Annotated in this window: 26 protein-coding genes; 14 read left to right on the plus strand and 12 right to left on the minus strand. The window is 54.2% G+C overall.

From position 1 onward, the window contains the following. Nucleotides 1-187: 187 nt before the first annotated feature. The 4 genes from ABNT34_RS03060 to ABNT34_RS03075 form a co-directional block, all read right to left on the minus strand. Nucleotides 188-1,252 carry a sulfate ABC transporter ATP-binding protein gene (locus ABNT34_RS03060; protein WP_348728721.1) on the minus strand — a complete coding sequence of 355 codons (1,065 nt, stop codon included), beginning with the start codon at nucleotides 1,250-1,252 and terminating at the stop codon, nucleotides 188-190. Further along, the gene (locus tag ABNT34_RS03065; RefSeq protein WP_348728723.1) at nucleotides 1,249-1,380 is read right to left on the minus strand and encodes a hypothetical protein; all 132 of its coding nucleotides are present in this window, start codon (nucleotides 1,378-1,380) and stop codon (nucleotides 1,249-1,251) included. Before ABNT34_RS03065 ends, ABNT34_RS03060 begins: the two co-directional genes overlap by 4 nt. A gap of 267 nt (nucleotides 1,381-1,647) precedes the next feature. After that, on the minus strand, nucleotides 1,648-3,627 hold the full coding sequence (locus ABNT34_RS03070; RefSeq protein WP_348728725.1) for a phytase: 1,980 nt from the start codon (nucleotides 3,625-3,627) through the stop codon (nucleotides 1,648-1,650). Nucleotides 3,628-3,643: 16 nt separating this feature from the next. Continuing rightward, nucleotides 3,644-6,418 carry a TonB-dependent receptor gene (locus ABNT34_RS03075; RefSeq protein WP_348728727.1) on the minus strand — a complete coding sequence of 925 codons (2,775 nt, stop codon included), beginning with the start codon at nucleotides 6,416-6,418 and terminating at the stop codon, nucleotides 3,644-3,646. Between the two features lie 245 nt (nucleotides 6,419-6,663). Between ABNT34_RS03075 and ABNT34_RS03080 the strand changes: the two genes are divergently transcribed. Together ABNT34_RS03080 and ABNT34_RS03085 are read left to right on the plus strand one after the other, a co-directional pair. Next, nucleotides 6,664-7,560, plus strand: a complete 897-nt coding sequence (locus tag ABNT34_RS03080; protein ID WP_348728729.1) for a GGDEF domain-containing protein — start codon at nucleotides 6,664-6,666, stop codon at nucleotides 7,558-7,560. Beyond that, the gene (locus ABNT34_RS03085) at nucleotides 7,560-8,504 is read left to right on the plus strand and encodes a helix-turn-helix transcriptional regulator (RefSeq protein ID WP_348728731.1); all 945 of its coding nucleotides are present in this window, start codon (nucleotides 7,560-7,562) and stop codon (nucleotides 8,502-8,504) included. The genes ABNT34_RS03080 and ABNT34_RS03085 overlap by 1 nt, the downstream gene beginning before the upstream one ends. Nucleotides 8,505-8,523: 19 nt before the next feature. Here ABNT34_RS03085 and ABNT34_RS03090 read toward each other — a convergent pair whose 3' ends face one another. Together ABNT34_RS03090 and ABNT34_RS03095 are read right to left on the minus strand one after the other, a co-directional pair. Then, nucleotides 8,524-8,727 carry a hypothetical protein gene (locus ABNT34_RS03090; protein WP_348728733.1) on the minus strand — a complete coding sequence of 68 codons (204 nt, stop codon included), beginning with the start codon at nucleotides 8,725-8,727 and terminating at the stop codon, nucleotides 8,524-8,526. Nucleotides 8,728-8,839: 112 nt separating this feature from the next. Further along, nucleotides 8,840-9,883 carry an iron-sulfur cluster-binding domain-containing protein gene (locus ABNT34_RS03095; protein WP_348728735.1) on the minus strand — a complete coding sequence of 348 codons (1,044 nt, stop codon included), beginning with the start codon at nucleotides 9,881-9,883 and terminating at the stop codon, nucleotides 8,840-8,842. 436 nt (nucleotides 9,884-10,319) lie between these two features. On the opposite strand from ABNT34_RS03095, the gene ABNT34_RS03100 reads away from it, so the two are divergent. The 11 genes from ABNT34_RS03100 (at nucleotide 10,320) to ABNT34_RS03150 (ending at nucleotide 20,575) form a co-directional block, all read left to right on the plus strand. Then, nucleotides 10,320-11,486: a methyl-accepting chemotaxis protein gene (locus ABNT34_RS03100; RefSeq protein ID WP_348728736.1), complete on the plus strand. Its 1,167-nt coding sequence runs from the start codon at nucleotides 10,320-10,322 to the stop codon at nucleotides 11,484-11,486. Nucleotides 11,487-11,494: 8 nt separating this feature from the next. Further along, nucleotides 11,495-11,863, plus strand: coding sequence for a response regulator (locus tag ABNT34_RS03105; RefSeq protein ID WP_348728738.1), 369 nt, complete (start codon nucleotides 11,495-11,497; stop codon nucleotides 11,861-11,863). Between the two features lie 39 nt (nucleotides 11,864-11,902). Further along, nucleotides 11,903-12,211: an STAS domain-containing protein gene (locus tag ABNT34_RS03110; RefSeq protein ID WP_348728739.1), complete on the plus strand. Its 309-nt coding sequence runs from the start codon at nucleotides 11,903-11,905 to the stop codon at nucleotides 12,209-12,211. A gap of 2 nt (nucleotides 12,212-12,213) precedes the next feature. Next, entirely contained in the window at nucleotides 12,214-14,334 is a 2,121-nt protein-coding gene (locus ABNT34_RS03115) for a chemotaxis protein CheA (protein ID WP_348728740.1), read from the plus strand. After that, the gene (locus ABNT34_RS03120; RefSeq protein ID WP_348728741.1) at nucleotides 14,331-14,846 is read left to right on the plus strand and encodes a chemotaxis protein CheW; all 516 of its coding nucleotides are present in this window, start codon (nucleotides 14,331-14,333) and stop codon (nucleotides 14,844-14,846) included. Before ABNT34_RS03115 ends, ABNT34_RS03120 begins: the two co-directional genes overlap by 4 nt. Nucleotides 14,847-14,850: 4 nt before the next feature. Next, on the plus strand, nucleotides 14,851-16,461 hold the full coding sequence (locus ABNT34_RS03125) for a methyl-accepting chemotaxis protein (RefSeq protein ID WP_348728742.1): 1,611 nt from the start codon (nucleotides 14,851-14,853) through the stop codon (nucleotides 16,459-16,461). Between the two features lie 20 nt (nucleotides 16,462-16,481). Further along, on the plus strand, nucleotides 16,482-17,309 hold the full coding sequence (locus ABNT34_RS03130) for a protein-glutamate O-methyltransferase CheR (RefSeq protein ID WP_348728743.1): 828 nt from the start codon (nucleotides 16,482-16,484) through the stop codon (nucleotides 17,307-17,309). Beyond that, a complete protein-coding gene (locus tag ABNT34_RS03135; RefSeq protein WP_348728744.1) occupies nucleotides 17,306-17,827 on the plus strand; it encodes a chemotaxis protein CheD in 522 nt (173 codons plus the stop codon). Before ABNT34_RS03130 ends, ABNT34_RS03135 begins: the two co-directional genes overlap by 4 nt. Continuing rightward, on the plus strand, nucleotides 17,824-18,888 hold the full coding sequence (locus ABNT34_RS03140) for a chemotaxis response regulator protein-glutamate methylesterase (RefSeq protein ID WP_348728745.1): 1,065 nt from the start codon (nucleotides 17,824-17,826) through the stop codon (nucleotides 18,886-18,888). Before ABNT34_RS03135 ends, ABNT34_RS03140 begins: the two co-directional genes overlap by 4 nt. 11 nt (nucleotides 18,889-18,899) lie before the next feature. Next, on the plus strand, nucleotides 18,900-20,120 hold the full coding sequence (locus tag ABNT34_RS03145; protein ID WP_348728747.1) for an EAL domain-containing response regulator: 1,221 nt from the start codon (nucleotides 18,900-18,902) through the stop codon (nucleotides 20,118-20,120). A gap of 116 nt (nucleotides 20,121-20,236) precedes the next feature. Then, nucleotides 20,237-20,575 carry a zinc ribbon domain-containing protein YjdM gene (locus tag ABNT34_RS03150; RefSeq protein WP_348728748.1) on the plus strand — a complete coding sequence of 113 codons (339 nt, stop codon included), beginning with the start codon at nucleotides 20,237-20,239 and terminating at the stop codon, nucleotides 20,573-20,575. A gap of 55 nt (nucleotides 20,576-20,630) precedes the next feature. Here ABNT34_RS03150 and ABNT34_RS03155 read toward each other — a convergent pair whose 3' ends face one another. Beyond that, a complete protein-coding gene (locus ABNT34_RS03155) occupies nucleotides 20,631-20,861 on the minus strand; it encodes a hypothetical protein (RefSeq protein ID WP_348728750.1) in 231 nt (76 codons plus the stop codon). 154 nt (nucleotides 20,862-21,015) lie between these two features. On the opposite strand from ABNT34_RS03155, the gene ABNT34_RS03160 reads away from it, so the two are divergent. Beyond that, the gene (locus tag ABNT34_RS03160) at nucleotides 21,016-21,693 is read left to right on the plus strand and encodes a hypothetical protein (protein ID WP_348728751.1); all 678 of its coding nucleotides are present in this window, start codon (nucleotides 21,016-21,018) and stop codon (nucleotides 21,691-21,693) included. On the opposite strand, the gene ABNT34_RS03165 is transcribed toward ABNT34_RS03160, so the two are convergent. The 5 genes from ABNT34_RS03165 to ABNT34_RS03185 all read right to left on the minus strand — a co-directional run. Next, the gene (locus ABNT34_RS03165; protein ID WP_348728753.1) at nucleotides 21,656-22,069 is read right to left on the minus strand and encodes a biopolymer transporter ExbD; all 414 of its coding nucleotides are present in this window, start codon (nucleotides 22,067-22,069) and stop codon (nucleotides 21,656-21,658) included. The two genes, ABNT34_RS03160 and ABNT34_RS03165, sit on opposite strands and share 38 nt — an antisense overlap. Continuing rightward, the gene (locus ABNT34_RS03170; RefSeq protein ID WP_348728755.1) at nucleotides 22,069-22,800 is read right to left on the minus strand and encodes a MotA/TolQ/ExbB proton channel family protein; all 732 of its coding nucleotides are present in this window, start codon (nucleotides 22,798-22,800) and stop codon (nucleotides 22,069-22,071) included. The genes ABNT34_RS03165 and ABNT34_RS03170 overlap by 1 nt, the downstream gene beginning before the upstream one ends. A 45-nt stretch (nucleotides 22,801-22,845) precedes the next feature. After that, on the minus strand, nucleotides 22,846-23,499 hold the full coding sequence (locus ABNT34_RS03175) for an energy transducer TonB (RefSeq protein ID WP_348728756.1): 654 nt from the start codon (nucleotides 23,497-23,499) through the stop codon (nucleotides 22,846-22,848). Between the two features lie 174 nt (nucleotides 23,500-23,673). Next, nucleotides 23,674-24,864, minus strand: coding sequence for an acyltransferase (locus ABNT34_RS03180; RefSeq protein ID WP_348728757.1), 1,191 nt, complete (start codon nucleotides 24,862-24,864; stop codon nucleotides 23,674-23,676). Beyond that, the coding region (locus tag ABNT34_RS03185) for a hypothetical protein (RefSeq protein WP_348728758.1) at nucleotides 24,861-25,205 on the minus strand (345 nt) is incomplete at its 5' end. The genes ABNT34_RS03180 and ABNT34_RS03185, both read right to left, overlap by 4 nt.

The following is a 25,205-nucleotide window of genomic DNA, read 5'->3' on the forward strand; positions in this document are numbered from 1 at the left end:
GTTGATTTTCAGCGGGCTTTCGAGCGGAACCGGGTGCGCCTTTTCTTTCGGTTCCTTTCTTTTGGCAAGGCAAAAGAAAGGAACTCACCGACAGGTGAAATCTCTTCTAAGCGGTCTTGCGGCAGCATGCAAAAACGAAAAATAAGCCCAGCGCCGCCCGCAGGGCAAAAAAAGCATCCGTCGGATATTAAATCCCTTCGCCTAAAAACACCCGACTGTAGCGTGGTTTTAACCAGGTGTGCTGGCCGACGGACAAGCCCAGCTGTTTAAAGCGGGTTTTATCCAGTTCGACATGGATGATCTGGTCGGCTTGTTGTGACTGCAGTTCGAGCCGTACTGTCGGGCCTACCACCGTGATGAGGTCGAGCCGCGCGGCGATAGCGTCTTCTTCTTTGGCATGCAGCACGTCGATTTCATGCGGGCGCACATAAGCAAGGCCTAGCTGTTCCAGCTGTGCGGCTTCTGCCGGCAGGTCGGCGCTGCTGGGTTGTACCAGTTTGTCGCCGTCGCGCACCCGGGCGTGAAACAGGTTCACTGTGCCTAAGAATTCGTAAACAAATGGATTGGCCGGATGGTCGTACACTTGCTCTGGCGTACCGTCCTGTTCGACGCGGCCTTTGTTCATCACCACGATGCGGTCGGCGACTTCCAGCGCTTCTTCCTGGTCGTGCGTAACAAACACTGAAGTCACATGAATTTCGTCATGCAGCCGGCGCAACCAGCGGCGTAATTCGGCGCGCACTTTGGCGTCTAATGCGCCAAAAGGCTCATCGAGCAGCAGCACTTTGGGTTCCACCGCTAAAGCGCGGGCCAAGGCGATGCGCTGGCGCTGGCCACCGGATAACTGCGACGGATAGCGGTCTGCCGTCCAGTCCAGTTGCACCAGTTCCAGCAGTTTCTGCACCTTTTTTTGAATTTCGTTATTGGACGGGCGGAATTTTTTCGGTTTGACGCTGAGGCCAAAACCGACGTTTTCCGCCACCGTCATGTGTTTAAACAAAGCATAGTGCTGAAAGACAAAACCGACGCCGCGTTCACTGACATGGCGGTCGCTGATATCTTCGTCATTAAACAAAATACTGCCGCTGTCCGACTGTTCCAGACCGGCGATCAGGCGCAACAGCGTGGTTTTACCAGAGCCGGACGGGCCGAGCAATGCAGTCAGTTCGCCGCTTTTAATCGACAGGCTGACATTGTCCACGGCTTTAAAATCGCCGAAATTCTTCCGCAGTTGCCGGACTTCAATACTCATAATGACTCTGCCACAGAAGTGTTGTCAGAACGGGTGGCTGCCAACCAGGGACCAAGCTCAGCGCGGATTAACGCCTGTTGCAGCCATAAGCTGTAGCGTTGCCAGCGGTTCAATCGGGTCTGTTGCATCTGCGCCTCCGTTTAGACATCTATATGCCTAATATCTAAGAGCCTGCATTAAAACAGAGCGCATTAATAACTTTAAATACTTTTTCGGAGCAGGATATAACTGAAAAGTTATATGAGGGGCTTTGGTGGTGAGATAGGAATGTTACGTGACGTACGGCGTGTGACGCCCAGCGGGCTTTGCTTGCCGATACCTACGCTCCTTATCGGGGCCGTAGGTACCGGCAAGCAAAGCGTCGCCGTTCTATAAAGGTGTTTGTCACATAACTTTTATCGTTTTAACACCGCTTCCAGCTGCTGCAACGGTACCAGCTTCAGGTTTTGCCCGGCTTCCGGCATCCGGTTGCGACCATCCTGAATCGCCATGGCGCCAAACGGGAACGCCGGGCCCAGGCTTTGGACCGTGAGGTCCAGGCCGTCGGTTTCTGAACTGCCGTCGATGCCAAGCTGTGGATTGGTGCCAACCCGAAAGCGCTGGACAAAAGCATAGGGTGGCGTGGCCTGATATAACACATAACTGTCATTGCCCTGACTGGAAATCAGCAGCAGTGGTTGCGGTTGCACGCTAAAAGTACCGGCCGGTAATAACGCCATACCTTCAACATCCGCCACCAGTGGGCCTTGGGCTTCATTGGCGCTGATCACCAGCTGCCCGGTCACAGCTGCAGTAGCATCCGCAGCAAAAGTCCAGACACCAACATCTTCTTCGCCGACATAAAGCCTTTGATTTTTATCGTCTGCGACACAACCTTCCGGTTGTGATGGCACTTTCAGCGAACGCACCAGTTGTCCTTGCCATTGAGTGCCGTTGGAACTGAAGCGGAACTGATCGATGCGGCCGCTTTTGTCATTGACAAAAGCATAGATTTCACCGGCGTTGGGCTGGTACAGGCACATGCCGTAGATATCCGCCAATTCGGTTGGAACCTGGCCGGCGTCATGTAACAAGCCCTCAGTATCGATAGCAAACAGCTGCAGGCTGTTATTGTTGCGAAGGCTTGCCACAGCGATATCGTGTGGTTTGCCTTGCCAGCGCAGGCCATAACGCACATCAACATTATTCAGCCGGCCGACCGGTAACTGCTGCACCCGTTCCCCTTGCAGGTTATACACCTCAAGGCCTGAACGTTTATCTGTGGCCAGAATGCGGCTGTTGGCCGGATTGGTGGCGTGATGCCAAAACGCCGGGTCGTCGATGACATCGCCGCGGGTGGCGGTTGAGACGGTTTCCAGCGTGGCCTGCAGCTGCGGGAACTCTGTTGCTGTTGTGGTCTTTTGCGACAGCAGCTGCATGGGCAATGTGGTCGTCAGCAGCGGCCGCACATCGAGCAAAAACGCCGGCTCGGCGGCAAATTGCAGCGTGACCGCGGATTTGTTGTATTGCATGGCCATGCTTTGCAGCGCTAGCTCGTTTGGCAGTGAATACGCTGTCGCACTGAAACTATCGTCGGCAGCAGGGGTAAGACGCAGCAGCCGCGCTGGCTCAGCTTCGAGAGCCAGCAACTGGCCGTCGGGTAACAGCTGCATGGCGCTGATTTCGCTTTGAATGGCACCAAAGGGCTGGCGCGCCTGCATCAAAGTGCCGGCTTCGTCCGATTCCGCTTCGGCGTTAAACCGCCATAAACCTTGTGGTTCGCTGACATACAACACAGCTGTGTGGCTATCCACTGCACAGGATTTGGCGTCATACGGCAGGTTCAGTACCCGCATCGGTAAAGGCTGTGGCAACCACTGTTGTTGCTGTTGCAGCAGCAGTTGGTCGGCACCACCGCGGTCACCGATAACAAACAGACTTAGCTGCTGATTGGCTGCACTTTGATAAAAACACAAATCCTCGGCAACCCGGCTGGTCAGGGTGTAATTAAAGCGGGGTGTGAGTGTGCCGGCCTGATATTGCCACAACCATAACTTTTGCGTTTCTTTATCCACCGCGCTGATAAGTAACTGATCAGCTTGTGGTTGTAACAGCGTCAACCGTTCAAAACGGCCGGCAGCGCTTGCCAGCACTTTGCCTGCTGCGTCCAGCACTTGCAGTGTGTTGGCGTCAGTGCGCAGCTGCAATGCCTGGCCCGCGACAGTGGCTTGAGCACTAAAAGTGCCGCTGATCGCCAGTTGCTTTAAAGCCAGCGGGCTGGCTGCAGGGCTCTGATTGGCATCAGCAGATTTCGGCTCTGGCTGTTGCTGACAGCCGGAAAGATTCAGCAGCACAGCACAGCTGAGCATGGTGAAGGTAAAGACAGGATATTTCATCTGATACGCTCCCATCTTAGTGGCTGATTTGCAGGCCAAGCGCAAAGCTGCGGCCGTACTGTTCATATTGGAAGTTGGCATAACGCTGTCCGGTATAAGCGTAATAAGGCTCGTCGTTCAGGTTGACGATGTTGAAGTACAGCTGCACTGAATCCGACCACTGATATTTACTGGAAAAATCCAGCTGCAGATGGTCGTCGGCATAGACGTCATAAGCCGCATCATCCAGCGCGCCGACTTCGGCCAGATAGGCCGATTTATAGTTGGCGGCGAGGCGCAGGCTTAAGGCTTCAGTCTCATAGCCAATCGCGATATTGGCGGTGCGATCAGACTGGCTTGGCAGCGTGATGTCGCGTTGTTGCCATTGGCCGTCATCAAGATATCCCAGGCTGGCATCCGAGCGGGTCAGCGTCAGGTTAGCCGACAGCAACATCCGGTCCAGCCAGTTACCAAAACCGGACAGCTGATGCACGGCATTGAGTTCCAGACCGCTTAAAGACGCTTGGTCGCCATTGCGATAAGTTTCTGCCACGGCGAAGTTTTCATAGCCTGCGCTGCCCGCCAGGTCGGCCTGATAAATAAAGTGCTGAATATCTTTGTAAAACACCATGGCGGATAACACACCAAGGCCGTCGGCATAATATTCAACTCCGACGTCGAGGTTATCTGAGGTCAGCGATTTCAACTCTGGGTTGCCAAAGCTGGCTTCCAGTTCACCGTCGTCTTCCTCCAGCAGATAAGCCGGGGCGAGCTGGGCAAAGTTCGGCCGCACCAGCGAACGGCTATACGAGGCGCGAATTTGCGAGTTTTCATTGAGCTGATAACGGCTAATCAGTGCCGGTAACCAATCGCCGTGGCTGGTGTCTGCGTTGGTGGCTGTGAACGAATCCTGTTCACCGTCATAACGGATGCCGCTGCTATCGCGTTGTTCATGCTCATAACGCGCGCCGGCGACTAAATGCCACAGGTCGCCTTCCCATTGTGCCATCAGGTAAGCGGCAGTTAACTGCTCGTCGGCTTTGAAGTTATTGATGGCGGATTCGACGTCATCGATATAATCATCTTTGTCTAAGCTATTGACCAGACTATAAATACTGGCAGCATCTATCGCAGGGCCAAAGCGGGCAGGGGCAAAGTCGACCAGGCTGTTGCTGTATTGGCCGAGGCTCAGCGCTTTAACACCGGCATCGGCGAAATCTTCAAAGGCCCAGACCGTTTCGCGAGCCGTTTTTTCGCGCTGACTGATTTTCAGCCCGGTTTTTAACTGCCAGACGCCTTCGCTGGCGATAAACTCGCGGCTTAAATCGGCCCGCACATTATGTTCCTGCTCTTTGGTGTAGGTTTCGCCCATCTCGACTTCGTCGATGCTATAACCGTCGGCCAGATAAGCTGCATCCGGTGCGATCAGTTGCAACATGTCGCCGCCCTGAAAACCGAGGCCGGTTTTGAACTTCTGGGTGAAAGCGGCACCGGCAATATTAAACGGCGTGTCTTCATCGGCCTGGCTGCTGCCGGCTTCCAGTTGCCACTCGTAAGCGCCTTGTTGCTGTTTAGTACCGAGCACCACAGCGCTGATGCTCTGTTGTTCTTCGCGTTGTTTCAGCTCGCGCACCAGTTTGCCTTTGCCGGTGGCACCGGCCAGCTGCGCGCTGTCGAACTCGGTAATAAGCGCCTGCCGGCTTTCGTCATCGGTAAAACGGCTATACAAAGTGCGGACATAATATTCGGTCAGGCTGTCGGGTCTGTAGTCGGCGTTCAGCGCCAGGCCTAAGCGTTCGCGGCTGATGAGATAATCGCGTTGTTCAAATTCTTCCAGTGCCGCTTTACCATCGCCAAAGTCCCATTTACCGCCGGTTTCGCTGTTGTCAGAGCCAAATTTACGTTTAGCGATGCTTGCCGCAAAGGCGATGCCGAGGCTGTCGCTATTCGCACCAACATCAAACAGCCGGGTGGCGACGCCGGACAGTTTCGGACTTTGTTTGTCGACCAGGCTGTTGTGGCCGGCTTCTGCCGTGAAGCTGTAGAAATCATGACTGCGGTCAAACGCAGATAAGCTCTTGATTTCAATAGTGCCGCCTAAAGAGCCGGCCGGCATATCCGGCGTCAGCGTTTTGCTGACTTCGACTGATTCAAGTAAATCAGACGGGATCACATCAAGCGCCACTGCGCGCCGGCCGGCTTCTGGCGCTGCCAGCGAAGTACCGTTGTAGGTGACAGCATTGTAATCCGGTGCCAGACCACGCACCCGGACAAACCGGCCTTCGCCCTGGTCGCGTTCGACCGACACACCGGCGAGACGCTGCAAGGCTTCGCTGGCGTTGCTGTCGGGGAACTGGCCCATTTCGTCGGTGCTCGCGACTGTGACAATGCCGGCGGCATTGCGCTGACGACTCAGGGCTTTACTGACGGCGCCGGATTGCCCGGTCACTTCGACATGCTCGAGGCTGTTATCGACCGCGCGCAGTTTGATATCGCCGAGCTGCAGCGGGTCGGCGGCGATGATCACGGTCTGCTCAGCGAGCGCAGCGCCGACATATCGCACCTGCAATGTGTAGCTACCGGCCGGTAACTTGGGAAAGACAAAGCGGCCATCGGCAGCGGTGGTGCGGCTTAGCTTCAATTCGCGGATCACCACTTCAGCACCGGGTAACAAGCGCTGCTGGTTGTCGGTGATACGGCCACTCAAAGCGGCATCGGCGTATGCCGTGCTGATGGTCACCGCAGTTAAACAGAGGCCAAGCGAAATCGCCCGGCTCAGCCGGTGTGGATGCAATAGAGGTTGAGATTTCATAACGGTTTCCAGAGCTGAAGGTCATTTTTCTGACAGCTATTGTGCGAAGGCTGTGTGACAGCTACGCGGCCAAAAAACCGATGGGCTGTGCCGGGCGGACCCGGGTCTTTGCAGCGCAAACTCGCGCCGGATTTGTCATCCCGTTGTCACGGCACTGTCACAGGGCCTGTCGACAATCGGAGGTTTAAGCTGCGGTTTAGCACAGACAGATTGGCGCCGACAGATTGGCGCAGAGGGCTATTTTGATGTGGCGATATCACCGGCAAAAACTCAGTGTCTGCCTGTTGTTGTTACTGGCGGTGCTGGTGCTGGCATTTCAGCACGGGGAGCTAAAAGCCTATAGCATCCGCGACAGTGTCGACAGCCTGGGCGAAGCGGTGACGCTGGCGGTTTGTGGTGCCTGGCTTAGCCTGATCATCAGCAGCAGGCCGCTGGGTCGTATCACCAACTATCTGTTTTTTGGCAGTTTTTTACTGCTGTTTTCCGCTACTTTAGATCTGGCCGACGAATTTCTTGATTATCCGCCCCAGCAGCGGTTATTGAGCTGGCTGGAATCTTTTCCGGCACCGGTTGGTATGGTACTGCTGACTATTGGTCTCTACGGCTGGCATCGCGAACAACAAGTGATTAGCCGGCAGTTACAGGGCCGCGAAGGTTTTTTACGCGACCATCAGCTGATTGACCCTTTAACCCAACTGTACGGCCCGGTGTATCTGCATGCAGTGCTCAGTCGTGAGATGAAGCTACGCCGGCCCGGCCAGTCATTAACACTGCTGTTGCTGGATATTCAGGGCTTTGCCGCTTTTAACCGTCAGTTTGGTATTGCTGCCGGCGATGCAGTATTGCAACGTCTGGCGATTTGGTTTGCCGGCCAATTAAAACCCGAACAAGTGATTTGCCGGTATGCCGGCGATTGTTTTGTCGTGTTGCTGCCAGACACGCCACCGAGCCGGGCCGAGCTGTTGTGTCAGCATCTGCAAAGCCAGTTGCCGGCGATTTGTACTGAACCTTTGGCACTGCAGACCTTGGTATTACCGGTGCCCGGCACTGTAGCCAGTGCAGCTGCAGTGCTACAACAAGCTGAGCAGGCGCTGGTGCAGCGCAAAATACAGCCACTGTCTGCAGTCAAGGTTTGGTACTGATGCGTCGTCCGGGCAGTTACAGTGCAAAGCAATTGTTGGCCGGACATGGGGTGGCTGATCTACTGCACGCAGCGCAGCGTCGTGGTGTGTTACCGCATCAGACACTGGCAGGAACCCGCTTGTTTGAGGCCGATTTACAAAAACCGCAATGCCGGATGGATTTTGTCGCGTTACGGCAATTGCTGGCGAATATAACCAAAGTACCGAGTCCGGAACTACCGGCAGTGATTGCGCAGGCGATATTACTCAACCCGCAAATCCCGCTGTGCCGGCTGATTTTAACCGCTCCCACGCTGAACAAAGCACTGCGTTATCTGTGGTTTTATCGCCAGCAGCTGTGGCCTTTATGTTTGCCGGTGCTGCAATGGCAGGGCGCGACATTGCAGCTGACCTTGTTGCCGGCGGTTGGCATGGGGCAGGCACAGCCGTTGGCACTGGTTATTTGCCAACAGTTTTTGCTGGCGCTCTGTACGGCGCGTCAGGTGCAGGGTGGGCAAAGTAGTGGGCTCAGCCCAGCGCTGACACTGCAGCTGACGTCGGTGCAGCTCGCACAGCCTTTGCCAGAGTATCAGAGTGCGCAGTGCCGGCACTGGCGGCAGATCTGTTGTCAGCAGGCGAAGTTGTTACCGCGTGAGCCCGGTTTGCTGGAATGGCTGAGCCGGCAGCAACTGCGGCGTTTACCAGATTGGCTAAGCCCGGATGAAGCTGCGTTTAAGTTGCAACTACATCCGGCGGCGCTGAAAAGGCTGCTGGCAGAGCAAGGTTGCAATTTTAGCCAATGGCAGGACACTCTGCGTAATCAACTGGCGCTGTGCTGGTTGTCGCAACCGGAATTGTCGAACCGGCAGCTGGCGGCCCGGCTCGGCTATTCCGATGAACATAATTTCCGCCGGGCGGTAAAACGCTGGACCGGTTTATTGCCAAGCGCTTTCCGGCCTGGCTGACGTCAGGTCCTGCACAGGCCTAACGCTGCGGATGATGGCTGATAAATTCCTGGTCCGGCAGTTTGGCACCGTAATCACCAAATTCGGTCAGTAACGCCGCGATCTCGCGTTCGGTAAAACCTACCCGGTCAAAATGACTGGCCAGTTCTTCCAGACTGGCGCCTTTGGCCAGCATGCGCTGGCCGGTTTGCAGATGAATATTGCGGACAAAATCTGAAGTCATAACCAATTCCTGCATTGTGAAACCATTGCAGGGCGCATCATGCCGGCTGAACAAGTCAGCCAAATGACAACTTTTTTACAAATCGACCAATAGGCGCGGACACGGGATAAAATCAGTCGGCCAACACCAATGCAGTCTTCGCCTGAATACAGCAGGTCAATACTTCACCGGCGGCGAGCGGCGCGGCCGGGTCCAGCATTTGGATGATTTCGCCTTTGATCAGCCGTTTTTTGCACAAACCACAAGAACCACCACGGCAGTCCGACGGAATAGCGGCGCCGGCGCTGTTCAGTGCATCCAGCACAGAGCTGAAACCGGCCGCGTCCGCGCTGATATCCTTATATTGCAGCAAACAGCTCTGCTGCGTGGCACCGGCACTGAACAGTTCATAATGCAAAGTCACACCTGCTTTGGCCAAATCGCTGCTGAGCTGTGCTGTCATCGCCGCATTGGCGCAACAATAATAAGTTGCCTGGCGGCCACCGAGCGCCAGTAGCTGCACCGAGTTGATGCGGCCATGACCACCGAGCCAGTCGGGGGTTGGCTGCGACAATACCGGCACATAATGCAAGCCAGGTAACCGGCTGAACAAACGATGGAACAATAGATCGGCCGCAGTTCGCGCCTGATAGAAAAGCGTCACCGGCCTGCGCTGGCGCAGCGCCTGATACGCCATCGCCAGCATCGGCGTAATGCCGACGCCACCTGCGACCAGCACCAGCGGTTTGCGGCTGCGCTTCAGGATAAAATGGCCTTTGGGGATACTGGCTTGCAGCAGATCACCGGCCCGCACTGTGTCGAACAGTTTGCTGCTCAGGCGTCCGCCGGTTTCGGCTTTGATGACCAGCCGGTAAAAATGACTGTGCAGGCAATCTTGCGCCAGCGAATAAGCACGGCTGATCTGCTGCCCGGCCGCATCAGTGCCAAATAACTGAATATGCTGACCGGCGCGGGCCGGTGGCAGCGCCTGGCCATCTGTTGCAACCAGTGTAAGCTGAAGATACCGGCGCTGGCGACGTACCCGACTGACACGCAATGTAAGGGCCGGTCGATGCTGCTGTTGTGCCTGCCGGTGTTGCAACCATTCAATGGTGGCTTGCAGGCTCCGGCAGAGCGGTAAAATCAACATCAGTGTCAGAGCAATAAAAACAATCATCGAAAGACCATTGGATATCAGCGTGTGATCAGCCTTATGTCGGCCAACATCAGAAGCTGCAGCATATCATGTCACCGGATTAAATGCGAATTATTATCATTTGTGGTGTTTGCCATTACAAATAGTTACAACTGGAGTGTGTTGCTGACACTGTTTCTGTAACGGGATCAAATGTTGCATAGTGGTTTCGTCTTAAACGTTTAAAAATTGTGCTTGTTGTTTTGTTGTGGTTTCTCGCAAAAATTACCTATTTCGGGTTCTGACAAAATTTTACAAAACCGGAAAAATTTTCTCTTCTGCGTCTGAATTGCTGCTAATAATTAAACTTCATTTAACTTGAGCGAATTCTGATTCTGTTCATATAGTTAGTTTGCGTCTGGCTTGATCTTTGCGCGAAAAAATGTCGCCGGATCAGCCTTTGTCACAGGAAATAATCATGGCACAACCTGATAATCAGCACGTTTTCCCTTCATTCGTTTTGGCCGGCGCCCTGTTGTTAATTTGCGCTTTATTACTGCTGAGTCCGGCGTCGATGGCCGTGCGTCTCGGCGGGGCTGCGGTGGCACTGGTGGCGGCGTTCTGGGGTTGGTCCCAGTTACAAAAAGCGTTGCAGCAAGCCCGGCAACAGGCGCAGGCGCAACAGGACATTGCCCGCGAACTGCAGGCGCAGCAACAGGACCAACTTGGGCAACAGCAACAGTTTTTACAGGCGGTGTTACCGGTCTGGCGTGATCAGCAACAAATGGCGTCCCACCAGTTAGAAAGCGCCGTCAATGCGTTGGTCAGTCAGTTCCACGGTATTTATGAACAGCTGCAACAATCGATTCAGTCGTCGCGTTCGGCCACCGGTGGCCACACTGGCCTCGCCGATGTGGTGCAGCAAAGTGATCGCAACCTGACAGCTATTGTCAGCCTGCTGCGCGAGGCGATGAGTAATCGCGATGAATTACTACAGGAAATCAATGCGCTGGCGGCCATCACCGACGAACTCAAAACCATGGGTGCAGAAGTGGCCGGCATCGCGTCTCAAACCAACTTATTAGCATTAAACGCGGCCATTGAAGCAGCGCGGGCCGGTGAACAAGGTCGCGGTTTTGCCGTGGTAGCGGATGAAGTTCGTACTTTGTCTTCGCGTTCCGGTGAGACCGGTGCACGCATTACCAAACGCATCGATGATGTTAACGAAATGCTCAAACGCACACTGGCGCGCACGGCCCAGTTCACCGAACAGGACGACCAGCGTCTGCAGCAATCTGAAGTCTCTATTCAACAGGTGCTCGGCGACTTTAAACAGGTCGCCAGCGCGATTCTGGCGTCGTCCGAACAGCTGGAAAGCAGCAGCCTGAATGTGCAGCACGAGATCAGCGAAGTATTAACGTCGTTGCAGTTCCAGGACCGCGTCAGCCAGATTTTGGCGCATGTCAGTACTGATATCGACAAACTCCATCAGCTGTTAAACCGCGCAGACGGTCTCAGCCAGCTCGACCAGCAGCAATGGCTGCGTGACATCGCCAAAACCTATACCACTTTGGAACAGGTGGCGGTGCACAGTGGCAAGAAGGCCTCGCAAGGCCCGGCCAGTTCTGACATTACATTTTTCTAAGGACAGTTATGAGCAAAACTATTTTGATTGTCGATGATTCGATTTCGATCCGACAGGTGGTCGGCATGGCACTAAAGGGCGCAGGCTTTGATGTGATCGAAGGCGTGGATGGCAAAGACGCATTGACGAAGTGTGATGGCCGCAAAATTCATCTGGTGATCTCCGACGTCAATATGCCGAATATGGACGGCATCACTTTTGTCACTGAATTGAAAAAGCTCGCGGCATACCGTTTTACCCCGGTCATTATGCTGACCACTGAAGGCTCGGACGACAAAAAAGCCGCCGGCAAAGCTGCCGGAGCCAAAGCCTGGGTCGTAAAACCTTTTAAAGCCGAGCAGATGCTTGATGCGGTCAACAAACTGATATTGCCATAACTCAGGCACCGGCCCATCTACAGGCAGAAAGGAACTTTTATGGCAGTCACCATCGAGCGCAAAGCTGATTTTCATATTCTGGTGTTCCACGCCGAGCTGAATATTTTCTCGGTGCGGGATGATTTTGACAGCCTGCAGTCGCTGGCCCAGGAAGCCTTGTCGCAGCTGATGATTGACCTTAGCGCCGTGCAGGATTTTGACAGTGCCGGTTTGCAGCTGCTGCTGTACCTGCAACAGACTTTAAAACCCGAGCAACCGCTGCGCTGGATTGGGTTGGATAACCCGGTGATCGCCAAAGTGCTGGGGCTGTTTCGTCTTGAACTCAATGCTGTTGCTGAGGAGGCCTGAACATGGATATGGCGCAGGCTGAACAGATTTTTATCGAAGAAGCGCAGGATTTACTGCAGGTGATGGAAACCTGTCTGCTGGATATTGAAAGCGGCGACGCGACGCCGGCCGACCATATTGCCGCTATTTTCCGTGCCGCGCACACTATCAAAGGCTCGGCCGGGTTGTTTGGTTTTAATACTGTGGTGGGCTTTACGCACAGCGTTGAAAGTGTGCTCGACAAAGTGCGTGACCAGCAACTGCAGATGGACGCAGCGCTGGTCAGCCTGTTGCTGGATTGCCAGCAGCATATGGCGCAGATGGTGGCCGCGCTGAGCGACCCGGGGCAGGTGGTCAATGCGGCGCAGGGCACTTCATTACTGGAGCAGCTCGGCGCTTATCTGCAACCGGCTAAAACAGTAGCCGCAGCACAGGCCGAAGCGGCGCAGCCGGCGGCTGCCGATGCCTGGCGCATTGATGTGGCCTACGGTGTGGATGTATTTCGCGACGGCATGGACCCGGTGTCACAACTGAGTTATCTCAGCACTATCGGCACGCTGGAAGAGGTTGGGTTGCAATATCAGTTTCCGGCCGATTTTGACCCGGAAAGCTGTTATCTGCAGCTGCAGTTATCGCTGAAAACCGACGCTAACAAACAAAAAATTGAAGATGTTTTTGAATTTATCCAGGAATCCAGTCAGGTTCAGATAAAACCGCCGCTGACCGTGCTCGAGCAGCTGGAGCATACGCCGCTGCAACCGGAAAAACTCGGTCAGCTGCTGGTCGATGCCGGCGCCGTGACACCACGCGAACTGGAACAGGTGCTGGAGCTGCAAAAGCAACAAACCCACAGTTCTGTTGGTGAATTATTAGTGCAGCAAGGCGCGGTGGCGCCTGCGGTGGTTGAAGCCGCCGCCAACCGGCAGGCGCATCAGGAACATAAAAGAGCCAGTGATTTTCAGGTACTGAAAGTCGAAGCGCGTAAGCTGGACCACTTGATCAAACTCATCGGCGAAATGGTAACTGCCGGCTCCGCCAATGAAGTGCTGATCAGCCAGACCAACAACGAACAGCTGCAGGAAGCATTTTCCAGCATTACTCATCTGATTGAACAAATCCGCGACGGCGCGCTGAGCCTGCGCATGGTGCAGATTGGTGAGTCGTTTAGCCGGCTGAAACGCATAGTGCGTGACGTGTCGCGTGAACTCGGTAAAGACGTCGAGCTGGACGTGGTTGGTGCTGACACTGAACTCGATAAGTCGATGGTGGAAAAACTGTCCGACCCCTTGATGCACATAGTGCGTAACGCGCTGGACCACGGTATTGAGCCGGTCGACATCCGCACTTATCGCGGCAAACCGGCGCAGGGCCGGCTGAAGTTGTCGGCTTATCATGAAGCCGGTGCTGTGGTGATCGAAATTCAGGATGACGGTGCCGGTCTGGATGCCAGTCGCATTCGCGCCAAGGCGGAAGAAAAGGGCCTGATCAGCAGTGACCAGGCGCTCAGTCAGGAAGACATTTACCGGCTGATTTTTGAACCGGGTTTTTCCACCGCCGCGCAGGTGACCAATTTGTCCGGCCGTGGCGTCGGCATGGATGTGGTCAAACGCAATATCGAAGAGTTACGGGGCCAGATCCTGATTGACTCCGAACTTGGCAAAGGTACGCGTTTTCGCATCCGGCTGCCGCTGACGCTGGCGATCATCGATGGCTTTGAAGTCACAGTCGGCGACACCCATCTGGTGCTGCCGGTCAATATGATTCAGGAATGTCTGGAGTTTGAGCAGGCCGAACTGGTCAGCGACCGTAACTATCTGAATTTACGCGGCGATGTGTTGCCATTTGTCCGCTTGCGCCAGCTGTTTCAGTTAGCTGAGCCAACTTCCTCCCGGGAAAATATCGTGGTGGTGCAATATGGCCGCAGCCGCGCCGGCCTGGTGGTTGACACCCTCAACGGTGAATTACAGGCAGTGATTAAGCCGCTGGCGCCGATTTTCCGCTCCACGCATGGCATCAGTGGTTCCACCATCCTCGGCAGCGGCGATGTCGGGTTTATTCTGGATATTCCGCAATTAATTGAATACGCATGTTCCGCTGAAACTGAACAGGTCAGCGGCGTACCAGAGCAAGGAGACAACAGGTGAATCAACACGACCTTGAGGTCAACCGACAGCAGTACCTGACGTTTTTGCTCAGGGACGAATGTTTTGGCATCAGTATCGATACTGTGCGCGAAATTATTGAATACGGCCAGCTGACCACAGTGCCGCTGATGCCGGATTTTGTGAAAGGTGTCATCAACTTACGCGGTGACATTGTGCCGGTGATCGACTTGTCGGTACGGCTTGGCCGCAGCGCGCTGGAGCTGAAAAAACGTACCTGCATCATCATTCTGGAGATCCCGTTTGAAGGCCAGCTGGCGGTGATTGGCGCGGCGGTCGACAGCGTCAGTGAAGTGCTGGAAATCGACAAAGACCAGATTGAAGCCCCACCCAGTTTTGGCGCGCGGTTAAAAGCGCAGTTTATTCAGGGCGTGGTCAATATAGAACAGAGTTTTGTGGTGTTGCTGCACGGCGACAAAGTGTTATCCATTGAAGAATTGGCTTCATTGATCGAAAACGTCAAACCCCAAAAGGGACGAGGTGAAAATGTTTAGTCGCATGAAAGTATCAGTCCGGCTGGCGACGCTGGCGGGCAGCATGATCGCATTAATAGTGCTGATTGGCGTTCTCGGTATTGCCGGTATGCAAAATTCCAATCAGGCGATGGCCAGCGTCTATAACGACCGTGTGGTGCCGCTGAAAGATTTAAAACAAATCGCCGACATGTATGCGGTTAATGTGGTGGACACCGCGCACAAAGTCCGCAACGGTAATCTGGACTGGCAGCAGGGACTGGTTAATGTCGAGCAGGCCTACCAAATCATCCATGCGCGTTGGGACGCCTATCTGGCGACCACGCTGGTGGAGGAAGAGCAGACGCTGGTCAATCAGTTAAAACCGCTGTTAAACGAGGCAGATAAGTCAGTGGCTGTGCTGAAAAATCTGCTGCAGAGCAAAGATCAGGCCGGCCTCGACACCTTCGTAAAAGGTGAGCTCTATACCACCATAGATCCGGTGTCGGAGCGGTTTTCCGCGTTGGTCGATGTGCAGCTGAAGGTGGCGGAAAAGTTTTATCAGGAGTCGACCCGGGATTTTGAAAATACCCGCAGCGTCAATATCGGCATCATTCTGTTTGCTATTGCGCTCAGCGTGGTGCTTGGCGTGTTGATTGGCCGCAGTATCACCCGGCAACTGGGTGGCGAGCCGAATTATGCTGAAGACGTGATTAGCAAAGTGGCTGCCGGCGATTTAACTGTGCAGGTGCGGATCCAGCCAGGTGATGAAAGCAGCATGTTGTTTGCGATTTCGCAGATGGTCACTAAGTTATCGGAGATCATCGCAGAAGTCCGTTCATCGGCAGATACCTTGTCCTCGGCGTCTGAGCAAATGAGTGCGACTTCGCAGTCTTTGAGTCAGGCGTCGTCAGAACAGGCCGCCAGTATTGAACAGACCTCAGCCGCGATGGAAGAAATGACGGCGTCTATCAGCCAGAACAATGACAATTCCAAAATCACCGAAGGCATCGCCAGCCAAAGCGCGGTAAAAGCCATTAGTGGCGGCAAAGCGGTCGGCGAAACTGTGCTGGCGATGCGGCAAATTGCCGAGAAAATCAGCATCATCGACGATATCGCTTATCAGACCAATTTGCTGGCACTGAACGCGGCGATCGAAGCCGGCCGCGCCGGTGAACATGGCCGTGGTTTTGCCGTGGTTGCTGCCGAAGTGCGCAAGCTGGCAGCGCGCAGCCAGACTGCCGCCAAAGAGATTGGCGAAGTGGCTGGCAGCTCGGTCAAGCTGGCTGAACAGGCGGGCGTGTTGCTGGATGAGATTGTACCGGGTATTCAGCGCACGTCAGAACTGGTGCAGGAAATCGCGGCTGCCAGTAACGAACAGTCGGCCGGCGCTGGCGAGATAAACGACGCCATCGCGCAAATCACTATGGCGACCCAGCAAAATGCTGCCGCGTCGGAAGAGCTGTCGTCGACTTCAGAAGAGCTGACGCATCAGGCGGTACAACTGCAGGAATTGATCTCTTATTTCCAAATCACCAGCACAAAAACCAAACGCCGTGCCCAGCCGGTCCGGGCACCAGCTGCACCGGCACCCCGGGCGCAGAAAAAAGCTAAATCTGAGCAGGACGACGACGATTTTGACTTTGAAAATTTCTGATTAGAGCGCGGGAGTAACGGATGACGGAGCTGCTGATGCGGGAAAGCAGATTTATCAGTGATCAGCAGTTTAAGCAGATCCGCGACTGGTTATACGAGCGCTCCGGCATTCATCTGAATGCCACCAAAAAAAGTCTGGTGACAGGGCGGCTGTATAAGCGCCTGACTGAACTGGATTTAGCGGATTTTGATGCTTACCTGCAGCTGTTGCGAAACCCGCTGCAGAGCAAAGAAGCAGAGCTTGCGCTGAATCTGCTGACTACCAACGAGACTTATTTTTTTCGCGAACCCAAACATTTTGATTTTCTGCACAGCCTCATAGCACAAGGTGAACTGAACAAAAGGGTGCGGGTCTGGAGCGCGGCGGCGTCCACCGGCGAAGAAGCCTTTAGTATTGCGCTGGCACTGGCGAGCCAGTTTGGTTTGCAGGAACCGTGGCAGGTGATAGGGACCGACATCAATACAAGGGTATTACAACAAGCGCGCTCTGCGGTGTATCCGTTGCCGGACAGTCAGAAAATCGACCCGGCACTACTCAAAGCCTTTTGTGTTAAAGGGGTTGGCAAAGATGAAGGCTGGTTCCGCATCCGGCCACAGGTGCGTCAGCATGTACAGTTTCAGCAGCACAATTTGATGCAGCCTTTATTAGTGGCCCAGAAATTTGACCTGATTTTCCTGCGTAACGTGCTGATTTATTTCGAATTAGAGGACAAAAAGCGCATAGTGCTGAATATGTTGGAAGCGTTAAAACCGGGCGGCTTTTTATTGGTCGGGCACTCCGAAAGTATTCATGGCTATGACCCGAGGTTGGTGCAGCAACGGCCGGCCTGTTACCGGTACATGCCATGATCGCCAATATCCGCGCCCGTACCGTGCATTTAGCACCCGGTGACTTTATCACCGGCACAGCGCTGGACCGTACTGTGATCACTGTGCTGGGCTCTTGTGTGGCGATGGTGTTGTGGCACGCACCCAGCCGGTTTTTCGCCTGCTGCCATTTTGTTTGTGTCAGTAATAATCAGTCACAGGCCGGGTCTTATCTGCCAGACGGCCGTTACGGCGACCAAATTTTGCTGCATTTTTTGCAGCTGGTGCAGAAAAAAGCCATTCCGTTGGCCGAATTGCAGGTGCGGTTATGTGGCGGCGCCGGTTCGCAGAAAACGCAAAAACTGGTGCCGTCGTTTCAGGTCGGACAGCTCAATGCTGACTACGCGCTGCAGTTTTGCCGCAGCCATGGCCTGCGCGCTGAATTGCTGGGATTTGCCGGTGAACATGGCATCAAACTCAGATTTGAAACTGCCGACGGTTCGGTCTATATCAGGCAATTAACAGATTCGCCGGCGGGGCGGGCAGGGACTGGCGCATGAGCAAAAAAATCAAAGTGCTGGTGGTAGATGATTCCGCCGTGGTGCGGCAGGTGCTGAGCACTATGCTGGCCGGCCAGAGTGACATTGAAGTGATAGGCACAGCCGCAGATCCGCTGTTTGCGGTGAATAAAATGCGCGAAGAATGGCCGGATGTCATTACACTCGACATTGAAATGCCGCGCATGGACGGCCTGACTTTTTTGCGCAAAATTATGACGTCAAGGCCAACACCGGTGGTGATTTGTTCGTCGCTGACGGAAAAAGGTGCAGAAACCACAGTTGAGGCAATGGCTGCCGGCGCTGTCGCCATCTTTACCAAACCAACGATGGGCGTCAAAGATTTCCTGCAATCGAGTAAACAGGAGTTGCTGACCGCTATCCGCGAAGCGGCGCAAAGCCGGGTCAGCCGGCTGACCAGCGCCGCGCCGGTGGCCCGCGCTGTTGCTGCTGTACAGTCGGCGCCTTCTGCCCAAACGGCGATGGCGAAGACCACGGAAAAAGTCATTGCGATTGGCACCTCGACCGGCGGTACGCTGGCGCTGGAGCAGATATTGACCGCCCTGACGGCGGATTGCCCTGGTATCGTTGTGGTGCAGCATATGCCGGAAAAATTCACCGCAGCCTTTGCCGCCCGGCTGAATTCGTTGTCGGAAATTGAAGTACGGGAAGCTAAAGATGGCGACAGAGTGCGACCTGGCCTCGCGTTGATTGCGCCTGGTGGCCAACATATGACCATGGTGCGCAACGGCGCTTTTTATCAGGTGCAGGTCAAACCAGGCCCGGCGGTCAACCGGCATTGCCCGTCGGTGGATGTGTTGTTCCGTTCGGTGGCAAAATGCGCCGGCAAAAATGCCGTGGGTTTTCAGTTAACCGGCATGGGCGATGATGGTGCCCGCGGTTTGCTGGAAATGCGTGAAACCGGTGCAGTCACCTACGCGCAGGATGAAGCCAGTTCTGTGGTGTTTGGCATGCCCAAAGAAGCGATTAAACGCGGTGGTGCTGTGCATATCGTCGCGCTGGACCAGGTGGCCGGCCAAATCATGTTATACAGTCAGGGTTAAAGGTGGACAGGATGAATGCTCTCTCTGTATTGATTATCGAAGACAGCAAGGCGCAGCGCCTGTTTATGGTGGATTTGTGCCGGCAAATGGGCATCACTGAGATTGCCGAGGCCGACAATGGCCGTTCGGCGCTGGCCGTGATGGACAGCCGGCCACAGCCATTTGACCTGCTGATTTGCGATTTGGAAATGCCGGATATTGACGGCATTGAGCTGATTAATTTGTTGTCGGCCCGCAATATCCGCAGTGGCCTGATTATCGCCAGCGGCCGGGAACGCTCGTTGTTATCAGCCGTGGAGCTGATGGCGAGCACCGAAGGTCTGTATGTGCTCGGCGCTTTGCAAAAGCCGGTGGCTGAAGCTGAACTGCTGGCGCTGGTGCGCAAATATCAGCAGGACGATCTGAAGCAAAAGCAGGCCTGCGAGCAGCGCGAACGTTTATTGCTCGGTAAAGAAGAGCTACAGCAGGCGCTGAAGGAACGGCGTTTTGTGCTGCACTATCAGCCGAAAATTGATTTTGCCTCTGTGCAGCTCACCGGGGCTGAAGCGCTGGTGCGCTTGCAGGCGGCGGATGGTCAGCTGATTTTCCCGAATGATTTTATTCCGCTGTGCGAACGTTTTGGCCTGATTGACGAGCTCAGTTATCAGGTGATTGAGCTGGCGATTGCCCAGCAGCAACGCTGGCTGGCGGCTGGTTTGTCGCTGAGTATTTCCGTCAATCTGTCGGCTTATTCGTTTGAACAACCGGAATTTTCGGCACGGGTGATTGCCTTGATCAAAGATTGCGCCGTGCCACCTAATTCGCTGATTTTTGAAGTGACCGAAACCGGTGTCATTAAAGACATTGGCCGGGCGCTGGCCATTCTGACCCGGCTGCGGCTGTTTGGTTGCGGCCTGTCGATTGATGACTATGGCACCGGTTATTCATCGGTGAAGCAGCTGTCACAAATCCCGTTTACCGAACTGAAAGTGGACCGCAGTCTGGTCGATGGCATCAGCACTAAACCACATCTGCAGGTGATTTTCGAAAGTACTTTGTCGATGTGCCAGAAGCTGGGCATTGAGTTAGTCGCAGAAGGCGTCGAGCGGCCTGATGACTGGTTTTATCTGCAGCAGGCTGGTTGTAATACAGCACAGGGGTATCTGATTTCGCCGCCTTTGCCTGAACAGCGTTTTTGCCAATGGGTGCAAAGTGGCATGACTTTTTTAAGTAAGGTAGGCCATAAAAGCTAAGTGCTGTTGCGGTCGTAGCGGCGCGCCGCACAGTTTTCTGCTGCTTTTTCTGCGTCTGCCGCTATAATAGCCCTCCTTTTTTTATGGCTATTATGCCATTGTCCTGCGGAGCCGCGATGAGTCAGTTACCCCCATGTCCACAATGTCAGTCCCCATTTGCATACGAAGACGGCGCGCAGCTGGTTTGCCCTGAATGTGGCCACGAATGGCAGCCCGGCGCAGAAGTTGCCGCTGAAAGCAGTAAAGAGGTCCGCGATTCAGCAGGTTCTGTACTGCAGGATGGCGATACTGTGACAGTGATCAAAGACTTAAAAGTCAAAGGCTCATCACTGGTGGTGAAAATTGGCACTAAAGTGAAAAACATCCGGCTGGTTGAAGGCGACCATGACATCGATTGCAAAATCGACGGTTTTGGTGCGATGAAGTTAAAATCCGAATTCGTCAAAAAGGTCTGATTGGGCTGAATAAAAAATGGCGCCGTGGGCGCCATTTTTTATTGCAACTACAGCGTCAGTACGCCCGGGTTTTAAAAGTCGCGGCATCGAGAATGGACCACAGATGCACTAAACCTGCGATCACTGCCGGGATAAAAATCAGCCACCACATGGCGTAGCCGACCATACAAACGACAAAAAACAGGATGGCTGGCATTAAACGGCCCTGTACCAGCTGGCCCAGCCCCGGAATAAATATACTGCATAATGCGGCAATGACATTACCGCCTGAACCTTGCTCTGCCATATGGGCTCCTCACTTCAGCATTTTCGCCTTTGTTCTGACTCTATCGCAAAACGTGAGGTGTGACAGCAGAATTCTGTAAGCAAATTTATAACGGCGTGACGTTGGCAGTGGGCTGCGTTAGGCTGTTGCCAGTTTGCAATTTTGGAGTTAACAAATGGATCCGATATCGGCACAAACACCCCAGGCGCATCTGTGGTTCCGGTTGAAACTACATCAGCTGCTGCCGGAACTTTTGGTGGTATTTGTCGGTGTATTTGCGGCATTTTTATTGTCGGGTTATCAGGTAGAGCGGCAAAAAGAACTACAGCGGCTTGAAATTATCCAGGCGGTGCGGCTGGATTTGGCGGCTTATGTTGCGAACGGCAGCGATACCAAAGCAGGGTTTGTGAAGTACTTTTCGAATATTAATCGCTCTATTGGTATGCAACTGCAAAAACAACGGCTGGAGCAGTTGCCGGGCGTTATTTTTGGCGACTATTGGCACCTCGAAAGTATCAATATGATGCTGGCTTCAGGCCGGTTAAATGATATCGATTTAACCATGTACCGCAATCTGGCACGGTTTAATACGCTGCATCAGAACTTTCTGCACATGATTGAGGGTTACAATCAATATCAGCTGCAATATCTGATGCCGCAGATGGTGCAGCAGCCCTTTTTTCAGGCTGACGGTCGTCTGGCGCCGGGCTACGAATCTGTTGCGATGTATCCGGAACAACTGCAAAGGTTCAGTGAAGTGACAGTGCAGGTCGCGCAGGAATTACTAAACGAAATCGATAACAAATACCCGGAGCTTAAGCCCCGGGCTCCGTCAGAAACCCCAGCTGAGTGATACCTGCCTGCTGCACGGCGGCGAGCGTGGTAACGACATGCTCATAGGCCACAGCACGGTCACCCTTCAGCTGAAAAGTCGGCTGTGGCGTCAACAACGCAGCTTGCTGTAGCCGCTGTGTCAGTTCCTCGCGGCTTAATTTATCGCGGTTCCAGTACACAGCGCCGTCGGCGGTGACCGCCAGGGTGATGGTATCAGGTTTGGTCTGGCTCGGCTGATGGCTGACCTGCGGCAGCTCCAGCGGGATCGAATGTGTCAACACCGGCACTGTGATCATAAAAATAATCAGCAATACCAGCATCACATCGACCAGCGGCGTCATATTAATTTCGCTGATGACGCCGCTGTCGTCGTCAAAGTCGTTGTGAAAAGACATCAGGCCGCTCCGTTCACAGGGTGGGTATGCGACAGCGTCGCTTTCGGCGCAGCGCCGGTGATGAAGTAGGCATGCAGCTGGAAAGCAAAGCGGTTTAATTGCGACACTATGCCTTTGTTGCTGCGGCTAAAGGCGTTAAACGCCAGTGTGGCCGGAATAGCCACTGCGAGGCCAAAGGCCGTCATAATCAGCGCTTCACCGACCGGGCCGGCAATTTTGTCGATGCTGGCTTGTCCGCTGGCGCCAAGGCTGACTAAAGCGTGATAGATGCCCCAGACTGTGCCAAACAGACCAACAAAAGGCGCGACTGAGCCGACCGAGGCTAAGATCGCCAAACCACGTTGTAACTGTTCGGCACTTTCATCAATGGCGCCTTTTAAGTTGGCAGTCAGCCAGTCCGACAGTGGCAAATGGCCATGCAAATCATCGCGATGCGTGCTGTGATGCGCCAGAGCCTGCTGGCCCTGATCGGCCAGATAAAAAAACGGATTGCCGGGGCCATCGACTGGCCGGGCTTGCTGTAACAAAGTCAGACCGGCCTGAAAACTCTGTGCATGCCAGAACTCGCGGCCGGCATGCTGTAAGCGGCGCAGTTGCCACAAGGCGTAGCTACGCCTCGCTATCACTGTCCAGCTGGCCACCGACATTAACAACAGCAGAAAGGCCACGGTTTTGCTGACCATATCACCTTGTTGCCACAGCAACGCGATACCATAAGGATTGTCTTGCATGATGTACTCCTGTGAATAACGTGGCGCTTTGCGCCAAAATCCGCTTTAACCCTGCTGCAGCGAAAACTTCAGCGGCAATTCGTACCAATAATCAATGGCCTGGCCTTGTTTGCGTGCCGGCTGGAATTTCCATTTTTTCACTGCCTGCAGTGCCGCCTGATCCAGCCGGTCAAACCCACTGGTTTTTTTCAGTTTTAATTCGGTCACCAGGCCTTCTTTACTGACCAGCAATAACAGCCAGACCGTGCCCTGTTCTTTGCGTTTACGCGACAACATCGGATACACCGGCGCTTTGTTATTCAGGCCAGCGGCGTCTGCACTGGGTAATTGCGTGGTCGGTTCGGCAGTTTTTGCCGGGCTGCTGCTGGCTGCTTTTTGGCTGACTGCCTTGCTGGGGGCAGGCGCCGGTGCCGCGGCAGCGGCTTTGGCAACTGGCGGTGGTGTTTTTTGCGTTGGCTTAGGCTGAGGTTTCAGCGGCGGCTTTTTCGGCTTGGGCTGTGGTTTTTGCGGCTCAGGTTCTGCTTTGGGTGGTGGCGGCGCAATTTTCGGTTCAGGCGCAATCAACACACCCTGCAGCTTTGGCGGCTCCATGTCGATCTTGGGTTCTGTCACCGCAGCGTCTGCCTGCATCAGCGCCGCAATAGCGCCAAGATGCAGCAGTAGCAACAATACAAAGACTCCGGCAGTTCCGCGCGACATGATCAAACTTAAAGTATATGAGAATGATTCGCATTATATGGCGATGCGAAGGTTTTGTCAGCAGCTTTCTGGTGCGGGCTGGTGCGAACTGCAACAAAGTTGCGCTGGCGCAACCTTTCACGCCAGCCGGAGCATTGGATGAACAGGCTTTGCAGCGCTCGCGCTGCCGGGGGATCAGCCCGTGACTTTGGCCTCTGCGACTGGGGCAGCTGCAAGGTCCGGGCGGAAAATATCCGGATACACCCGGTCGCGAAGTGCCATCGCCGGCACTTCAATCAGCTTGTACAGCAGCGCGCTGACGGCGAGCGATAGCAGGATATTCAGCAACAACACTGTGCCGTCTGACCAGCCTTGTGCCGGCGCTTGTTGTTGCACGATAAAACCAATGGGTTTGTGCACCAGATACAACGAATAAGACCAAAGCGCCAAAGTGGCTGCTCCCGGTACCTGCCAGCGCGCCAGCAAACTACCAGGTTGTAGTGCGCTCATCAGCAGCAGGGCAAACGCCATGGCCAGCAAAGAATAACCAAACACAGTGGCAAAAAAGCCATAGCCTTCATCTTTGATATACGCGAAATTCAGCAGCAGATACAGCATCAGGCCGACAGCGCCAAAAGCAATCAACTGCAGTTTTTGTTGATGGTGCGCCAGCGCGGTCCAGCGTGTCGGATAGGCATTTTTAAATAAGGCCACCGCCAATCCGGGCAGCAGCTCATCCATCCGCGCAAAGCTGGAATAATAAATAAAGGCGTTAAAATAACGGGTCTGGCCATCGGCCTCGAGGCCGTACAACTGCCACATCTGATAACGATAACAAACAGCTGCCACTATCAAAGCGCCCATCAAATAAAACGCGTGTTGCACTTTGCGGCCCAGCCGCAGACAAACAAAGGCCACCAGCGGCAGCAGGAAATAAAACTGCTCTTCAATACACAAAGACCAGGCGTGCGAAAAGGCAGTGCCGGGCATCAGCTGGTAGTTTTGCGTAAAAGTCAGAAAACGCCATAGCGGTGGTGGGGTATTGCCGCCCATCAGCTCAGGCAGCAGGAAAAACGCGGCTAACACCAGCCAGAACACCGGCCAGGTCCGCAGCGCCCGGCGCCAGTAGAACCGCCGGAACGACAGCTGTTTGCCCTGAGCCAGACCTTTGAATAACTGATTGCCAATCAGATAACCGGATAAAACAAAAAACAAATCGACGCCGACCCAGCCGATCCGGCTCAGCCAGCCAAAAGTCGGCTCACCGCTGACAAACACCATATAGTGATACATAAACACCAGCAAGATAGCGCAGGCGCGTAACAGGTCCAGTCCGCTATGGCGGGAGGATTGGCCAGCAGAGTGGCGCGGCGGCGAAAGGTTCATTGAAGTCCAGGAAATGTGATTGTGATCAGGTGGTTGTACTGACAGTACCATGCTGATTGTGGATTGTCGTCAGTGTCTGTGGGGTGTTCTACTGGTGCTGGGATGAGTGGGGTATTCCATGGGGTTTTGTTCGCTGAACGCTGGTTTTTTGCCCTGCGGGCGGCAGTTGGTTTATTTTTCGTTTTTTCGTGATAATAATTATTTTCTTGGCGGTGAGACCGTCTAGCAAAGAAATCACCTAACGGTGAGTCACTTTCTTTTGTTTCAGCAAAAGAAAGTAACCAAAGAAAAACCGACCCCGGTTCCGCTCGAAATCCCGATGATAAATGGCGATTTGAGGC

The organism is Rheinheimera texasensis (assembly GCF_964031785.1).
Lineage (GTDB): Bacteria > Pseudomonadota > Gammaproteobacteria > Enterobacterales > Alteromonadaceae > Pararheinheimera > Pararheinheimera texasensis_A.

Coding starts and splice junctions, on each gene's coding strand:
- ABNT34_RS03175 (WP_348728756.1), bottom strand. CDS start 23,499: ATGTCGCGCGGAACTGCCGGAGTCTTTGTATTGTTGCTACTGCTGCAT.
- ABNT34_RS03125 (WP_348728742.1), top strand. CDS start 14,851: ATGAAAGTATCAGTCCGGCTGGCGACGCTGGCGGGCAGCATGATCGCA.
- ABNT34_RS03130 (WP_348728743.1), top strand. CDS start 16,482: ATGACGGAGCTGCTGATGCGGGAAAGCAGATTTATCAGTGATCAGCAG.
- ABNT34_RS03105 (WP_348728738.1), top strand. CDS start 11,495: ATGAGCAAAACTATTTTGATTGTCGATGATTCGATTTCGATCCGACAG.
- ABNT34_RS03080 (WP_348728729.1), top strand. CDS start 6,664: ATGTGGCGATATCACCGGCAAAAACTCAGTGTCTGCCTGTTGTTGTTA.
- ABNT34_RS03170 (WP_348728755.1), bottom strand. CDS start 22,800: ATGCAAGACAATCCTTATGGTATCGCGTTGCTGTGGCAACAAGGTGAT.
- ABNT34_RS03155 (WP_348728750.1), bottom strand. CDS start 20,861: ATGGCAGAGCAAGGTTCAGGCGGTAATGTCATTGCCGCATTATGCAGT.
- ABNT34_RS03085 (WP_348728731.1), top strand. CDS start 7,560: ATGCGTCGTCCGGGCAGTTACAGTGCAAAGCAATTGTTGGCCGGACAT.
- ABNT34_RS03160 (WP_348728751.1), top strand. CDS start 21,016: ATGGATCCGATATCGGCACAAACACCCCAGGCGCATCTGTGGTTCCGG.
- ABNT34_RS03180 (WP_348728757.1), bottom strand. CDS start 24,864: ATGAACCTTTCGCCGCCGCGCCACTCTGCTGGCCAATCCTCCCGCCAT.
- ABNT34_RS03065 (WP_348728723.1), bottom strand. CDS start 1,380: ATGCAACAGACCCGATTGAACCGCTGGCAACGCTACAGCTTATGGCTG.
- ABNT34_RS03090 (WP_348728733.1), bottom strand. CDS start 8,727: ATGACTTCAGATTTTGTCCGCAATATTCATCTGCAAACCGGCCAGCGC.
- ABNT34_RS03145 (WP_348728747.1), top strand. CDS start 18,900: ATGAATGCTCTCTCTGTATTGATTATCGAAGACAGCAAGGCGCAGCGC.
- ABNT34_RS03150 (WP_348728748.1), top strand. CDS start 20,237: ATGAGTCAGTTACCCCCATGTCCACAATGTCAGTCCCCATTTGCATAC.
- ABNT34_RS03165 (WP_348728753.1), bottom strand. CDS start 22,069: ATGTCTTTTCACAACGACTTTGACGACGACAGCGGCGTCATCAGCGAA.
- ABNT34_RS03070 (WP_348728725.1), bottom strand. CDS start 3,627: ATGAAATATCCTGTCTTTACCTTCACCATGCTCAGCTGTGCTGTGCTG.
- ABNT34_RS03110 (WP_348728739.1), top strand. CDS start 11,903: ATGGCAGTCACCATCGAGCGCAAAGCTGATTTTCATATTCTGGTGTTC.
- ABNT34_RS03135 (WP_348728744.1), top strand. CDS start 17,306: ATGATCGCCAATATCCGCGCCCGTACCGTGCATTTAGCACCCGGTGAC.
- ABNT34_RS03140 (WP_348728745.1), top strand. CDS start 17,824: ATGAGCAAAAAAATCAAAGTGCTGGTGGTAGATGATTCCGCCGTGGTG.
- ABNT34_RS03100 (WP_348728736.1), top strand. CDS start 10,320: ATGGCACAACCTGATAATCAGCACGTTTTCCCTTCATTCGTTTTGGCC.
- ABNT34_RS03060 (WP_348728721.1), bottom strand. CDS start 1,252: ATGAGTATTGAAGTCCGGCAACTGCGGAAGAATTTCGGCGATTTTAAA.
- ABNT34_RS03075 (WP_348728727.1), bottom strand. CDS start 6,418: ATGAAATCTCAACCTCTATTGCATCCACACCGGCTGAGCCGGGCGATT.
- ABNT34_RS03115 (WP_348728740.1), top strand. CDS start 12,214: ATGGATATGGCGCAGGCTGAACAGATTTTTATCGAAGAAGCGCAGGAT.
- ABNT34_RS03095 (WP_348728735.1), bottom strand. CDS start 9,883: ATGATTGTTTTTATTGCTCTGACACTGATGTTGATTTTACCGCTCTGC.